Source organism: Pelagibacterium sp., assembly GCF_048264985.1.
Lineage (GTDB): Bacteria > Pseudomonadota > Alphaproteobacteria > Rhizobiales > Devosiaceae > Pelagibacterium.
Map to the genome: position 1 here is coordinate 1,038,679 of NZ_JBLXCL010000001.1, position 14,515 is coordinate 1,053,193.

The 14,515-nt window shown below is 57.8% G+C and carries 10 protein-coding genes; 8 read left to right on the forward strand and 2 right to left on the reverse strand.

Annotated features, from left to right (window positions below):
- The first annotated feature begins 6 nt into the window (after window positions 1-6).
- The 6 genes from ACN0TA_RS05175 (at window position 7) to ACN0TA_RS05200 (ending at window position 7,948) form a co-directional block, all read left to right on the forward strand.
- Window positions 7-420, forward strand: a complete 414-nt coding sequence (locus ACN0TA_RS05175; protein ID WP_417582058.1) for a cytochrome c-type biogenesis protein CcmH — start codon at window positions 7-9, stop codon at window positions 418-420.
- An 84-nt stretch (window positions 421-504) separates the two neighbouring features.
- A complete protein-coding gene (locus tag ACN0TA_RS05180; protein ID WP_417580487.1) occupies window positions 505-1,263 on the forward strand; it encodes a sulfite exporter TauE/SafE family protein in 759 nt (252 codons plus the stop codon).
- Window positions 1,264-1,388: 125 nt separating this feature from the next.
- Window positions 1,389-2,909 (forward strand): Do family serine endopeptidase, encoded by a 1,521-nt coding sequence (locus ACN0TA_RS05185; RefSeq protein ID WP_417580489.1) that lies wholly within the window; start codon window positions 1,389-1,391, stop codon window positions 2,907-2,909.
- 52 nt (window positions 2,910-2,961) lie between these two features.
- Window positions 2,962-3,633: a winged helix-turn-helix domain-containing protein gene (locus ACN0TA_RS05190; RefSeq protein ID WP_417580491.1), complete on the forward strand. Its 672-nt coding sequence runs from the start codon at window positions 2,962-2,964 to the stop codon at window positions 3,631-3,633.
- Window positions 3,626-5,041 (forward strand): HAMP domain-containing sensor histidine kinase, encoded by a 1,416-nt coding sequence (locus ACN0TA_RS05195; protein ID WP_417580493.1) that lies wholly within the window; start codon window positions 3,626-3,628, stop codon window positions 5,039-5,041. The genes ACN0TA_RS05190 and ACN0TA_RS05195 overlap by 8 nt, the downstream gene beginning before the upstream one ends.
- Before the next feature lie 12 nt (window positions 5,042-5,053).
- On the forward strand, window positions 5,054-7,948 hold the full coding sequence (locus ACN0TA_RS05200) for a bifunctional [glutamine synthetase] adenylyltransferase/[glutamine synthetase]-adenylyl-L-tyrosine phosphorylase (RefSeq protein WP_417580495.1): 2,895 nt from the start codon (window positions 5,054-5,056) through the stop codon (window positions 7,946-7,948).
- Here ACN0TA_RS05200 and ACN0TA_RS05205 read toward each other — a convergent pair.
- Window positions 7,945-9,642 carry an ATP-binding protein gene (locus tag ACN0TA_RS05205; RefSeq protein WP_417580497.1) on the reverse strand — a complete coding sequence of 566 codons (1,698 nt, stop codon included), beginning with the start codon at window positions 9,640-9,642 and terminating at the stop codon, window positions 7,945-7,947. The genes ACN0TA_RS05200 and ACN0TA_RS05205 overlap by 4 nt on opposite strands.
- 433 nt (window positions 9,643-10,075) lie before the next feature.
- On the opposite strand from ACN0TA_RS05205, the gene ACN0TA_RS05210 reads away from it, so the two are divergent.
- Window positions 10,076-11,941, forward strand: coding sequence for an ABC transporter ATP-binding protein (locus ACN0TA_RS05210; RefSeq protein ID WP_417580499.1), 1,866 nt, complete (start codon window positions 10,076-10,078; stop codon window positions 11,939-11,941).
- A gap of 88 nt (window positions 11,942-12,029) precedes the next feature.
- On the forward strand, window positions 12,030-13,922 hold the full coding sequence (locus ACN0TA_RS05215; RefSeq protein WP_417580501.1) for an ABC transporter ATP-binding protein: 1,893 nt from the start codon (window positions 12,030-12,032) through the stop codon (window positions 13,920-13,922).
- 10 nt (window positions 13,923-13,932) lie between these two features.
- Here ACN0TA_RS05215 and ACN0TA_RS05220 read toward each other — a convergent pair whose 3' ends face one another.
- Window positions 13,933-14,415, reverse strand: coding sequence for a methyltransferase family protein (locus tag ACN0TA_RS05220; protein WP_417580503.1), 483 nt, complete (start codon window positions 14,413-14,415; stop codon window positions 13,933-13,935).
- Between the last annotated feature and the right edge of the window lie 100 nt (window positions 14,416-14,515).

Consider the following 14,515-nt stretch of genomic DNA (forward strand, 5'->3'; position numbering starts at 1 on the left):
TTTCCGATGTCGGCTGGTGCGGTTCAACCCGACGAAGTGCTGGACAATCCAGTGCTCGAGCAGCGCGCCCGCGCGATTTCCGCCAATCTGCGCTGTCTTGTCTGCCAGAACCAGTCTATCGACGACTCGGATGCAGAACTGGCCCGCGATTTGCGTGTGCTGGTCCGTGACAGGCTGACTGCCGGTGATACCGACACAGAGGTGTATGATTTCGTCGTTGCGCGCTATGGCGAGTTCGTGCTGCTCAACCCCGTGTTTGCAGGGCATACGATCTTTCTCTGGGTCGCAACGCCGATCCTGCTTGCCGGCGGCCTGATCATTCTGGCCATCTGGGCCATTCGCCGCCGCCAGACCGTGACGGGCAAGTCCGGTTTGTCGTCCGATGAGGAAAAGGCGCTGGAGAGATTGCGCAAGAGCTAGGATACCCGCAGCGCGGTAATCCTGGCGTCGACGCGCTTGTTCTGGTCTGCGAGCTCTGCCATCAAAGGGCAGGGAGCCTTGTACATGACCATCGATACAGTGCAGCTATTGCCGGATGGCCTTTCCGTGTGGGTCGCCCTGACACTGATCGCCGTGAGTTTTCTTACTTCGATGATCACGGCAATGTTCTCCCTGGGCGGCGGAATGGCCATGCTGGCAACGCTGGGACTGTTCTTTCCCCCGGCGGTGATTATTCCGGTTCATGGCCTTGTCCAGCTTGGCTCTAACGCTGGACGGGCAGTGGTTCAGCGCGCCCATATCCAATGGCACCTGATGGCTTGGTTCGGGGCTGGAAGCGTTTTGGGTATCGTGCTGGGAGGCAGTCTTGCCGTCTCGATCCCCGAGGCCCTCTTTCAGATCGTAATCGGGATGTTCATCCTCTATTGCGTCTGGGTTCCCCAGCCGCGCGTGACCGGCCGCGGCGCTATTGCCGATTTCGCTGCGGGTGCGCTCATCGGGGGCGTTGGCATGTTCGTGGGAGCGGTGGGGCCGTTGGTCGCCAACTTCCTGCGCAAGCTTGACAATCGCCATCAACTCATCGCCACTCAAGCAAGTCTGATGACGCTCAATAATATCGCCAAGGTCGCGATATTCACGATGTTTGGCTTTGCTTTCGCGCAATACCTGCCGATGGCGATCGCCATGATCATCACCGGTATTCTTGGAACATTGGTGGGCAGCCGCATGCTGGATCGCGTGTCGGAGCGCGTATTCCGCATCGGGTTCAAGGCAATTTTGACTCTGATGGCGCTCGAAATGCTGCGCCAGGCAGTGTGGGGTTAGGGCCACATTTCGGCCCCGTCCATTACCAAGATTTAATCCGCATGCAACTGTGCGGAAAGCCCGAACGTATTAGATAGATGCCAAAAGCAGGCTCGCACTGCTTGTAACAGAGAGGATCTAATCCAATGGCAAACATGCTTTCTACGCCGAAGCGCAAGTGGATCGCCGCATCCGCGATGGCTATGGTTGTTGCAGCGGGCACGCTTGGTGCCGGCATCGTCAACACTCAACCCGCCATTGCCCAGCAGGTTGGCGCCGATGTGGGTTCTCCCCCCATGTCCGGATTTGCCGACCTCGTTGAATCGGTTTCGCCGGCGGTCGTCTCGGTGCAGGTGCGTTCCGAAGTGCCCGTCCAACAGGTCCAGCGCGGCCCGAATTTCCAGTTCGAGTTCCCCGACCTTCCAGAAGATCACCCGCTTCGTCGGTTCTTTGATCAGTTCGAAGAGCCCTTCAACACACCCAACCCGGATCGTCCGAACCGTCCGCGTGACTTCATGCAGGCTGTGGGATCAGGATTCATCATTTCGGCTGATGGCTACATCGTAACCAACAATCACGTCGTTCAGGACGCGAGCGAAGTGACAGTCATGCTCGAAGACGATACCGAGCTGGCCGCTGACATCATCGGGACCGATCCGCGCACCGATCTGGCGCTGCTCAAAGTGCGCGAAGAACGCTCCGATCTGCCGTTTGTCGAGTTCGCCGGCGAGGAAGCTCGCGTGGGCGACTGGGTGGTTGCTGTCGGCAATCCCTTCGGCCTTGGCGGTACCGTGACGGCAGGTATCGTTTCGGCGCGTGGTCGTGACATCAATGCTTCCTATTACGACGACTTCCTGCAGATCGACGCCGCTGTGAACCGTGGCAACTCGGGCGGTCCGTCGTTCAATACCCAGGGCCATGTGGTTGGCGTCAACACTGCCATCTTCTCGCCATCCGGCGGCAACGTCGGTATCGCATTTGCCATCCCGGCGGCATTGGCTCAGAGCGTGATCTCTCAGCTTCAGGACACAGGCTTTGTAACCCGCGGCTTCCTTGGCGTTTCGCTTCAGGACCTCAATGACGATCTTTCCGATGCACTGGGACTTGCCAATTCCAATGGTGCGCTGGTTACACAGCCCATCGAAGGGGCGCCAGCCGCCTCTGCAGGTGTCGAATCCGGTGACGTCATCGTCTCGGTCAATGGGCAGGGCGTGAATACGGCCCGTGAGCTCTCACGGCTGATTTCGCAACAGTCGCCAGGTTCCGATGTGGAACTGGGGGTCATTCGTGGCGGTGAGGAACTCGATATTTCGGTTACGCTCGATCGTCTCGAAGAAGATGAAGAATCTGCTCCATCGCCCCAGGCACCCGAGGAAGAGGTCGCACCGGAATCGACAAGCTCATCGATCGGTGTGACGGTCATTCCCAATGAGGGCGGCGAGGGCCTTGTGGTCGAGTCGATCGAAGACGACAGCACCGCTGCGTCTCGTGGCTTGCTGCCCGGCGATGTTATCGAGCAGGCAAATGGCGGTGCTGTATCCTCGCCGCAGGATTTCGAAGCGGCCATCGACGCTGCCCGTAGCGAAGGCAAGACTGCAGTTTCCCTGCGGGTCTCGCGAGATGGTATCGTTCGCTTCGTGGGCGTCCCGCTCGAAATCGAAGAGTAATGACATCGGGATCGGCCCCTCGGGGCCGGTCCCACTTTTTTGGGGCCGCGCTGTGAAGATATTGCTGATCGAAGACGACCGCGAGGCGGCGTCCTATCTCATTCAGGCCCTCGATGAATGTGGCCATGTCACCCATCATGCCAGCGACGGTGAGACCGGGTACGCGATGGCTTCTGGAATGGAATATGATGTTCTGATCGTCGATCGGATGCTGCCCCGCCGGGACGGACTTTCAATCATCGAATCCCTGCGTGCCGAGGACGACAAGACGCCCGTATTGATCCTGTCGGCCCTCGGTGAGGTCGACGACCGCGTTACCGGGCTACGGGCTGGCGGCGATGATTACTTGGTCAAGCCTTACGCCTTCTCAGAACTCCTGGCTCGTATCGAGGTCATGGCGCGACGCTCCGCTCCGAGTGAAGCCGCGACGTCCTACCAGGTGGGCGATCTGACGCTCGATCGGCTCTCGCGCAAAGTTGAGCGGGCAGGTGAGGCTATCGTCCTTCAGCCGCGTGAGTTTCGCTTGCTCGAGTATCTAATGAAAAATGCCGGTCGCGTGGTCACACGGACGATGTTGCTCGAAAACGTCTGGGACTATCACTTCGATCCACAGACCAATGTCATCGATGTGCACATGTCGCGCCTGCGCGGCAAGGTGGACAAGGGCCATCAGCGCCAACTGCTCCAGACCGTGCGCGGCGCGGGATATATGATCCGTGACTGACATCACGCCCAAGCCCTCTCGGATGCGTTCCTTGTGGCGGACGACGACGGTTCGGCTCACAGCGATGTTCATCGCGATCTTTGTCGGATTTGCCATCGTCCTGCTTGGCTTGATTGCCTATCAGAGCGCCGTCCAGATCCAGCGCGAGCAAATGCGCAGCGTCGATCGGGAAATCGCCCAGATTCGGCTTCTGGCCAGCCAGTCCGGCGTGCGCGCCGTCGCGTTTGCCGTGCAGCGCCTGGCAGACCGGCCAGGCCCCGGGATCTATTACCTGGGCGATCCAACCGGCGTCATGATCGCAGGCAACGTCACCGATTTTCCTGCAGTGGTCCTTGCCGAGCCAGGACGCTACGAACTCAGTTATGAGCGCGGCCGCGAAATCTATGGGGGGCCGGAGGATGCTGTACCGACGAGCGGAACAGCCATGGTGGAATCTCTCGAACTGCCGAACGGGTTGAGGCTGATAATCGGTCGTGACGTGGGTGAGCGCCGAGGCTTTAACGCTATCATCCTGCGGACATTCTTTGGCGGTGTCGTTGGCATAATCGTGCTTTCGGTGCTGGCAGGTGGGCTGACTGCGCGCTATGTGCTACGGCGCATTGATGCCATTACCGGCACGTCCAACAAGATCATGTCGGGCAATTTGTCCGAGCGCGTACCCGTGACGGGTCGCAATGATGAATTTGACGCTGTGGCCACAAGTCTGAACGCTATGCTTGAACGCATTGAGCGGCTGATGGTGGGCCTAAAGGAGGTGACCGACAATGTCGCTCACGACCTCAAGACGCCACTGACCCGATTGCGCAACAAGGCCGAGGCGGCTTTGCGAAATCCCGATCCGGAAGCCCGGCGCATTGCGCTGGAGACGACAATAACCGAATCCGATCAGCTCATACGCACCTTCAACGCCCTGCTGCTGATCGCGCGGGCTGAAGCGGGCACATCGAGCGGAGCGTTCTCAAACATCGATCTGAGCGAGGTTGTGGCCGATGTGGCCGAACTCTATACCCCCGTTGCCGAGGATGCCGGAATGGTACTCGAAACGATGATCGAGCCCGGAATCAAGTTCGATGCGAGCCGAGAACTTATCGGTCAAGCCCTTGTAAATCTTGTCGAAAACGCCATAAAATATGGGCAGGATACCGACGGCGGCAGCATTCTGATTGCCGCCCGACGCGAAGCGGGGAGGATCGTCATTGAAGTTGCCGACACAGGCCCAGGTATTCCCGAGGCTGACCGCAAGCGCGTTTTTGAACGATTTGCGCGCCTTGAAGCGAGCCGAACGGAGCCAGGTGCCGGTTTGGGTCTTGCCCTGGTCTCGGCCGTTGTGCGTCTTCACGGGGGAGATGTCCGGTTCGAAGACAACACGCCAGGCGCGAGAGCCGTCATCACGTTTCCGGTGCCATAAGGCGGTATTGTCATGACGGCCTTGTGGAAGAGATTGGGCGCTCTTGACAACGCACCGGATGGTATCTTGCCGGTCGAGCTGTTTGGTGAGTTGAACGATGCTGAACGCGAAGCTGTCGAGGCAGCTTCGCATGCATTGGTCCCGATCTTTGCCACGGCGCCCTATCTGCGCGACCTGGCTGTGCGGCACGCCAAATGGTTTGCCGGTGCGTTGCTGGCAGACCCGGAAACTGCTTTCGTCGACCTGATCGCGGACATGCAAGCTTCTGGTGGTTGCGACACAGAGGTTGAACTGTCTCGCAGCCTGCGGATCGGCAAGGCCCGCGGGGCTCTATTATCAGCGATTGCTGAAATCGGCGCTGTGTGGACGGCGCGCGAGACGACGCGTTGCATGTCGGACCTCGCTGATGCGGCGCTTGAAGCGGCTCTCGATTTCCTCATGGCGGAGGCAGGGCGCGAAGGCAAATTGGCCAATCTTGATGAAGATTTGCGCGCAGCAAACTCGGGCCTGGCGATATTCGCATTGGGCAAACATGGTGGTCAGGAGCTGAACTATTCATCGGACATTGACATCGTTGCCTTTTACGACCCCCTGATTTCGGTGTTGCCCGAGGGTGCCGATTACAACAAATTCTATGTGCGGATTATTCGCAGGCTGGTTTCGATCATGCAGGATCGCACCGGCGACGGATACGTGTTTCGCACAGATGTGCGACTGCGTCCGGACCCCGGTTCAACCCCGGTGGCAATCTCGTTTGACGCGGCGCTAGGCTATTATGAAGCACGGGGCCAGAACTGGGAGCGCGCGGCTTGGATCAAGGCGCGCCCATGTGCCGGAGATCTGGGAGTGGGTGCTCAATTTCTGAAGGAGCTGGCCCCCTTCATTTGGCGCAAACATCTCGATTTCGCGATGATCGCGGATATTCAGGCCATGAAGCGCCAAATCAACATCCATCGCAAAGTTGGCGAACAGCGTGTGCTTGGGCACAACGTTAAACTTGGTCGCGGCGGCATCCGCGAGATCGAGTTTTTCGTGCAAACTCAGCAACTGATCGCTGGCGGTCGTGATCCTGACCTCCGTGTGCGCCCCACCGTCCAGGCTCTTGCTGCCCTTGTCGAAGGTAAGTGGATAAGTGACGAGGCTGCCCGCGACCTTGAGGAAACCTATTGGTTTTTGCGTGCCGTGGAAAATCGTCTTCAGATGCTGCGCGACGAGCAGACCCACGTGATGCCGGAGACCGATGACGGGGTTGCCGAGATCGCCTTGTTGATGGGGTATCGCACGCGCGAAGACTTCGAGGCTGACTATCGCGCGGCGCTGGCGCGGGTGTCGGACTATTACGCCGAGCTGTTCTCCGAAGGGGAAAGCCTTTCGGGCGATCTTGGAAATCTGGTATTTACGGGATCGGACGATGATCCCGACACGTTGGAAACCCTGGAAAAACTGGGGTTCTCGGATCCTGCCGCAGTGTCTGCAACAATTCGAAAATGGCATTATGGCGGATATGCTGCGACCCGAGCCGCGAAAGCACGCGAGCATTTGACCGAATTGATTCCAGGCCTGCTCAAGACGTTTGCCGATAGCGGAAATGCCGATATCGCTTTTACTCGGTTCAACGATTTTCTGATGCGCTTGCCGGCGGGCGTGCAGATGTTTGCGCTGCTGCGCAATCATGCTCACTTACGCCAACTCCTGCTCGATTTCATGTCTTCGGCGCCAAGGCTCGCTGAAGCCGTGATCCATCGCGCACACGTGGTCGACGGGCTGATCGATCCCTCGTTTGCGGGCGATGTCGCGACATCGGAAACGCTTGTTGCAAGCGTGGATGCGTTTTTGTCCGAGGCGCGCAGTTTTGAGGATTTGATCGATCGTGCGCGCATCATCGGCCAGGAACAGAAATTCCTCATCGCTGCGGGCCTGGTTGGTGGCGCACTATCGGCCCAGCAGGCGGGACGTCAGTTCACAGCCTTGGCTGAAACACTGCTGGCGCGTCTGTTCACAGCAGTACGCGAAAATTTTGCGCAGCGGCATGGAACGATCCCCGGCGCACGAGTGGGATTGTTGGGGTTCGGCAAGATGGCAAGCCGGGAAATGACCCTCACGTCGGATCTTGATTTCATCCTGCTCTATGATGTGCCCGAGGGCACAAAAGGGTCGGATGGCGAGCGCGAGCTGGATGTCGCCACCTATTTTACGCGCCTGACTCAGCGACTGGTGGCTGCCATTTCAGCGCCCACAGCGGAGGGGGTGCTGTATGAGGCTGACATGCGGTTACGGCCGTCCGGCAATTCAGGCCCGCTGGCCACGAGCCTCAAACGTTTTCGCTCCTACCAGAGTGATGAAGCCTGGACCTGGGAACACCTTGCGCTGACCCGCGCCCGTGTGGCGATCAGTGATCACGGTCTCGCCAAAACCGTTGAGGCCGAGATTGGTCGAATCCTGGCGTTACCAAGGGAACGCTCCAAGGTCGTTGACGACGTGCTCGAAATGCGCGCCCTTATGGCCAAGGAAAGACCGCCCCGTCACCCGTTCGACCTCAAACTCCATGACGGCGGATTGGTCGATCTCGAATTCATAGCTCAGACGGCGCAACTGCTCGAAGGGGCACTGCTGGACACGCCACAGGCGCCACCAGCCAAAGTCCTGGTTCGGCTTTCTGAAACAGGGATACTGGCGCAGGGCGAGCGCTTGGCCGAAATCCAAACGATTTACACGACGATTCTGCAGTTGATGAGCGCTTGCCTTGTCGATCCACTCAAAGACGATGGTTGGACCCCTGCGTTCCGTGAGCTTGTAGCGCGTCGCGCAAATTATCCTGACTTTTCGCGTCTGGAAGCCGACATTGGCGCAATGCGGGCCGAGGTCAGCGACGCGGCAGCTCAATTCTATGCGAAAATGCGGGGCTAGGCTGCCTGGGCGACGCTGATCGAAGAGGGTAGGTGGCCTTCGCCCGCAGGGGTAAGTGGCAACGATATGGCGACGGTCGTTCCGATACCTTCGAGTGAATCGATAGCCAGCCGCCCGCCACTTTGTTCGGCAATGGCACGCGCCAAAGCGATGCCGAGCCCTATTCCGTTATGGTCCCGCGCGAATGCGGCGTCAGGAAGTACGAAAGGTTGGGAGAGTTTGCTCATCTGGTCTTTGGACATGCCGATTCCCGTGTCGGTCACTTCGAGTACGACGCCGCTTTCGGCCGGCCAAGCTGCTACGCGGATCATGCCGCCAGATGGCGTAAAGCGAAGCGCATTCTCAATAAGATTGCCCATCATGCGGTCGAGATAATCTCGGTCCGCCGAAAGCCAGCCCTTTGTTTGCCGCGCGACATCGAGCCTAATTCCGGCCTTGCTGGCCTGGCTCGCAAACCTTTTGGCGCAGCCCGACATCAGATCGTCGATTGCGATGGGATCCTTCTTCAGCGTTTTGCGTCCACCTTCGAGTTCGGAGAATTCGAGGATTTCGGCGAAAGAGGTCAGAAGGTTTTCGCCGGCGCATTTTATGTCTGCGACATAGGAATTGTACTTGGCATCGCCCAACGGCCCAAACGTTTCCATCCGGATCATGTCAGCAAAACCTATGATGTGATTGAGGGGGGTGCGAATCTCGTGTGAGAGATGGGCCAGAAAGCTGGTCTTTGCCCGGCTAGATGCTTCAGCTTTGATCTTTTCTTCGTGGTAGCGCCTGGCAAGAAGGCGTTGCTCTTCGCGGATCGAGGCGAGAAGGTGGTCTGCGGCCTTGCGCTCTGTAATGTCGGTGACAATTGTGACAAATCCACCGGCAGGGCAGGGACGGTCATCGAGCATCAAGACCGTACCGTCTTCGCGCGCCACTTCAACAACGCGCTGACGCTTGGCATCGAGGACAGGGCGGGTTGAAATCTTGCCGGAGATCGCTTCGCTGATCTTTGAATAGAGTGTGCCGGGCGACGTTTCGTCTGTGTCGAGCCGAAGGAGGCGGGCGAAGGCGGAATTGGTGCAAACCAGTTGGCCATTTTCGGACCAGTGTGCCAAACCATAAGGAACTGCTTCGATTGCCGGAAGCATCGAGGACCCGCGCAAAGCTGGTTTCCGAGCATTGAACGTCAGCATGATCCCCAGGGCCAAAGCGGCCAATAGCCAGCCATGCCTCCAGGCAAGGTCTTCGAGAATTGATAGTCGCGGCATGAACACTGCGACATGTTCGGTGCCAGCGGGCAGCGGCGTTATCGTATGGATGTAACTTTCGGTCGGCAGTGAGAACGGTACATCGATCCCGGTAATTTCGGGTGCCGAACTGAACAGCACATTGCCGCTACGCGAGAGGATAGCAATATCGGTGCCTTCGGGCAGTGCCGGCGAGACGACAGGTGCGCTGGCGGGCTGGGTCGAAAACTGGCCGGGCTCGATCTGCGCAGCGGCAAGAGCTGCAACCAGTTGGACTCTGTCTTCGAGTGCAGCTTGCGATCGGAGAGCGTCATTGCCTACGAAAAAGCCGGCGGAAACAACAGCGGCGATGAGGGCGAGGACAACAGGAGCCGGAAGATTGCTTGTCGCAATGATACGCTGCAGGATGCTTTCGCCTCCGAATCCCGTATCGCTGACGCCGGATGTCTCCGCCGAACCCATGCCCGATCAACCGCATATCTGCGGCTGCCCCAATCAATTTCGTGATGCTAAGACTTTGAATCAGTTGCATGACTCTTGTCCATAGGCATTTTTTGCCGCTCTCGGCGAACCTTGAAATTGTCGAGTCGGTAGAGTCACTTAGCGTCGAGAAAAATATTTCCACTTTGTTAAGGATATGTGTGAGGGCGCTCAATGTCATCGAAGGTACATGCGACTCGTCCCCAAGGCTGCTATCTTTCTCTTCTTGGTCGGCGCAAATTTTGCTGTCGGATTCGCGGGTGTTTCAACGTCCTTGCTGAAGCGCCCGTGCTTGACTGAATGTCGAAATAAATTTATCAAGTTTTCTCTTGTTAAATTATTAGCCTCTATTTCCGTTCGCGCATGTGGGAAGGTGCGAACGGTGATGCCGGATCTCTTCCCGTTTGGTTGTCCGATGTTTCTCTGGTTTGAAAAACTGCTCAATCCTTACCCGCCGGAAGCGCCCGCTCAGCCGCCAAAGACGCTGCTGGCTTTCTGTCTGCACTATATGGATGGCGTAAAGCTGCCCTTGATCGCGATGGCAGTGTTGTCCACGCTCGTTGCTCTGGCCGAGATCGCCCTGTTCGGGTTCTTGGGCAATGTAATCGATTGGCTTTCAACTGCGGACAAGGAGACCTTCCTTGCCGATGAAGGGCCAATGCTGTTCTGGATGAGCCTGTTCGTGCTGCTGGTCGTGCCCGCGCTGGTGCTTGTCTCGAACCTGATTATTCACCAAACGCTGCTGGGCAATTTCCCCCAGCGCATCCGCTGGATGGCACACCGCTATCTGATCCGTCAGTCCATGAGCTATTTCCAGGACGAGTTTGCCGGTCGTATCGCGACAAAGGTGATGCAGACGGCATTGGCGGTCCGCGAAACTGTGATGAAGCTGCTCGATGTCTTGAACTATGTCATCGTGTATTTTATCGGCGCTGTCGTGCTGGCAGCCATGAACAACGTGTGGCTGGCGCTTCCCTTTATTGTCTGGGTTGTCGCTTATGCCCTTCTGCTGCGTCATTATGTGCCCAAGCTGGGTAAGATCTCAGAGCTTCAGGCGGACGCCCGCTCGATGATGACCGGCCGCATCGTTGACAGCTATACCAACATCGCGACTGTCAAACTGTTCTCACACTCAAGCCGTGAGGAAACATATGCTCAGGAGGCTATGGACGAGTTTCTCAAGACCGTTCATGGGCAAATGCGCTATGTGACGATCCTCAATCAGGCCATCACCATTCTCAATGGGCTGCTGCTGTTTGCAGTGGGTTTCGTTGGTATCTGGCTCTGGCTGGGCGACATGGTGAGCGCCGGTGCTGTTGCGGCGGCGGCTGCCATTGTGCTGCGGTTCCAGGGGATGAGCCAGTGGATCATGTGGGAAATGTCTGCGCTGTTTGAAAACATTGGCACCGTGCGCGATGGGATCAATTCGCTGTCACTGCCCTCAATCGTCGCTGATGAACCGGAGGCGCCGCGTCTGGGTAGGGTGAAGGGCGATATTGCTTTCGACGAGGTTGCCTTCAACTATGGCAAGAAGGGCGACGATACGACCTCAAAGGTCATCGAAGGGCTGAACTTGAACATCCGGGCAGGGGAAAAGATTGGTCTTGTGGGGCGTTCAGGGGCTGGCAAGTCGACGATCGTCAACCTTCTCTTGCGCTTCTATGACCGCCAGAGCGGGCATGTGCTGATCGACGGCACTGACGTGGCATCGGTGGCTCAGGATTCGCTGCGGGCAAACATTGGTGTCGTCACTCAGGACACATCGCTCTTGCATCGTTCGGTTGCCGACAACATCAAATATGGACGGCCCGACGCCAGCGATGAGGAAATGGTCGCTGCCGCGCGTCAAGCAGAAGCCCATGATTTCATCCTGACCTTGGTCGATGCCAAGGGCCGCACAGGCTATGATGCCCATGTGGGCGAGCGTGGGGTGAAGCTGTCCGGCGGTCAGCGCCAGCGCATCGCGATCGCCCGCGTTTTACTCAAGGACGCTCCGATCCTCGTGCTCGACGAGGCCACATCGGCGCTCGACTCCGAGGTTGAGGCAGCTATTCAGGGTCAGCTCGACATGCTGATGGAGGGCAAGACCGTCATTGCTATCGCCCACCGTCTCTCGACGATTGCGGCCATGGACAGGCTTGTTGTGCTCGAAGAGGGTAGGGTTGTGGAACAAGGCACGCACGCCGAGCTTGTTGAAACGGGTGGCACCTATGCCCGGCTATGGGCACGTCAGTCTGGCGGTTTTATCGACGCGGACGCTGAGGAGGTCGCTGCACAGTAACGCAGAACAAGGGGAGGCTGGCGGCGATGGAAGATTGTGTCTAAGATATATCTTGACATAATTTGCTGTCGGCACCATTTAATTGTGCATGACGCAAGAGACCCTCAGCCTTCCTGCCCGAATCTCGAAAATATTTGAGACATGGATCAAGCCCTTCGAGCATGAAGGTGACATCCAGCCGCCTGACACCATATGGGCGTTCCTCTGGTACTACATTCGTCAGGCCAAGGCTCCTTACCTTGCTGTCCTGCTTTTTACGGGCCTGACGTCGCTGTTCGAGGCGTTGTTCTTTTTCTATATGGGGCGGCTCATCGACCTCCTGGAGAGCACAGACTCTGCGGGGGGCTGGTCCGGGCTAATCTCGACGCATGGCACCGAACTTACGCTCATGCTGGTGGTCGTGGTTGTGGGGCGTTTCGCTGCACCTGTGTTGCAGGCGCTCGTTGAAGAGCAAACGATAGGTCGCGGCTTCAATACCATGGTGCGCTGGCAGACCTACGCATATGTTTCGCGCCAATCGATCCGGTTCTTCAACGATGATTTTGCGGGGCGGCTGGTTACAAAAGTATCTCAGGCCGCCCAGTCGCTCAACGATTTCGTCTCCAGCGTTATTCAGATCGGCTGGGCATTGACGATTTTTGCCGGCACGACGATTTTCCTTTTTGCGCAGCTCGACTGGCGCATGGCTGCGTTGGTTGTGATCTGGATTGCGACCATTCTGCTGATGGCGCGCTACTACGTGCCCCGCATGCGCAGCCGCGCCGCAGAGAATGCTGAAAATGCCTCTGTGCTGAACGGGCGCATCACTGACAGCTTCGCTAACGTTCAGACATTGCGCCTCTTCGGGAATGCTGAGGACAACGATACATATGTGAAACGTGGCTTTGAACGGTTTCTCGAGTCCGCGACCCGGCTGGCGCGTTTGGTCACGGGAATGCGGGCGTCGATGGGGCTCCTCAGCACTGTGATGATTATCGCGTTCGGCATGCTGGCTATCCAGCTCTGGACCACCAATGCCATCACAGTCGGCGCCATTGCCTTCACCCTCAGCCTGGTATTGCGGCTTAATATGATGCAAGGGCGGCTGATGGGGCAGCTCAATGGCATGATGCGCCATTTCGGTGTTGCCCAGAATGCCATGGAAACGATTGCACGACCGCTCGAGCTGACCGATGCCCCCGACGCCAAGCCCATCAAAGTCGAAGGCGCCGGTATCAAGTTCGACAACGTCAAGTTTCACTATGGGCGCGACAAGGGTATCATCGAGGGGGTTGATCTCAGCGTTCGGCCTGGCGAAAAAATCGGGTTGGTGGGACATTCCGGAGCCGGTAAATCCACCCTCGTCAATTTGCTGCTGCGCTTCTACGATCTCGAGAGTGGTAGCATCTCCATCGATGGGCAGGACATCTCGAAAGTTTCCCAGGAATCCCTGCGCGCCAACATTGGCGTTGTCACCCAGGACACGGCATTACTGCATCGATCGGTCAAGGCCAACATTCTGTTCGGCAAGGCGGGCGCGACCGAAGCGGAAATGATTGCTGCAGCAAAAAGTGCCGAGGCCCACGACTTCATCATGGATCTCAAAGATAGTCGTGGCCGCACAGCCTACGACGCTCAGGTGGGCGAGCGCGGGGTCAAGCTTTCGGGCGGCCAGCGACAGCGTGTTGCCATCGCCCGGGTTCTGCTCAAGGATGCGCCAATTCTCGTACTCGATGAAGCCACTTCAGCCCTTGATAGCGAGGTCGAGGCTGCGATCCAGAGCCAGCTCGACAAGCTTATGGATGGCAAGACGGTCATCGCCATTGCGCACCGACTTTCAACCATCGCCGCCATGGACCGCCTTGTTATCCTCGATCACGGCCGCATTGTTGAAGAGGGCACCCATGACGCTCTGCTTGCGCGGGGTGGACATTATGCCAGGCTATGGGAGCGCCAATCAGGCGGGTTCCTAAACCTCAACGACGAAGAAGCTGCCCAATAAGCTGCAACCTTCATATCCATCGGCGGGTTCTGGCGAGAAAATCGGTGTACTCGGCGCCGAATTTGCGGGTGAGATAGGCTTCTTCGCGCTGCACCACCACACGGTCGAGAACGAACAAGAGGATTGGTACAGCAACCAGTCCCCATTCCAGTGAAAATCCGATAGAGACGCCGCCAAAGATCAGAAGAAATCCCAGGTAGATCGGGTTGCGGGAGATCCGGTAAGGCCCGTCAGTGACGATCTTGAGTGTGGGCAGCATGGGTTCCACATGCGTGCCTGCAACCTTGAATGTGAAGGCCGACCACACTGCCAGGCTCAATCCACAAGTGACCAAGACCAGTGCCACAAGGCTTGACCATGACATCAAGGCCGGTTGCTGGAGAAACTGCAGCGGGACGACGAACTCGCACGCGATGGCGCCAACGAGAAACATCACTGGATAAGTTGGCGGCAGCATTGGGAGATGGGGGCTGTCGTTGGGATCGTGTGCCACGGCGCGATGCTCCTTGTGCCTGTTTTCACTTTTCGGCAGGCATCGAACTAAAGTAGAAGGCGGTACACGACCTGCCAAGTCCCGGAACGCCCTAGGAGGA

Bases quoted from the DNA above. Each gene is read 5' to 3' on its own strand.
- ACN0TA_RS05175 (WP_417582058.1), top strand. From the start codon at position 7: ATGTCGGCTGGTGCGGTTCAACCCGACGAAGTGCTGGACAATCCAGTG.
- ACN0TA_RS05180 (WP_417580487.1), top strand. From the start codon at position 505: ATGACCATCGATACAGTGCAGCTATTGCCGGATGGCCTTTCCGTGTGG.
- ACN0TA_RS05185 (WP_417580489.1), top strand. From the start codon at position 1,389: ATGGCAAACATGCTTTCTACGCCGAAGCGCAAGTGGATCGCCGCATCC.
- ACN0TA_RS05200 (WP_417580495.1), top strand. From the start codon at position 5,054: ATGACGGCCTTGTGGAAGAGATTGGGCGCTCTTGACAACGCACCGGAT.
- ACN0TA_RS05205 (WP_417580497.1), bottom strand. From the start codon at position 9,642: ATGGGTTCGGCGGAGACATCCGGCGTCAGCGATACGGGATTCGGAGGC.
- ACN0TA_RS05210 (WP_417580499.1), top strand. From the start codon at position 10,076: ATGTTTCTCTGGTTTGAAAAACTGCTCAATCCTTACCCGCCGGAAGCG.
- ACN0TA_RS05215 (WP_417580501.1), top strand. From the start codon at position 12,030: ATGACGCAAGAGACCCTCAGCCTTCCTGCCCGAATCTCGAAAATATTT.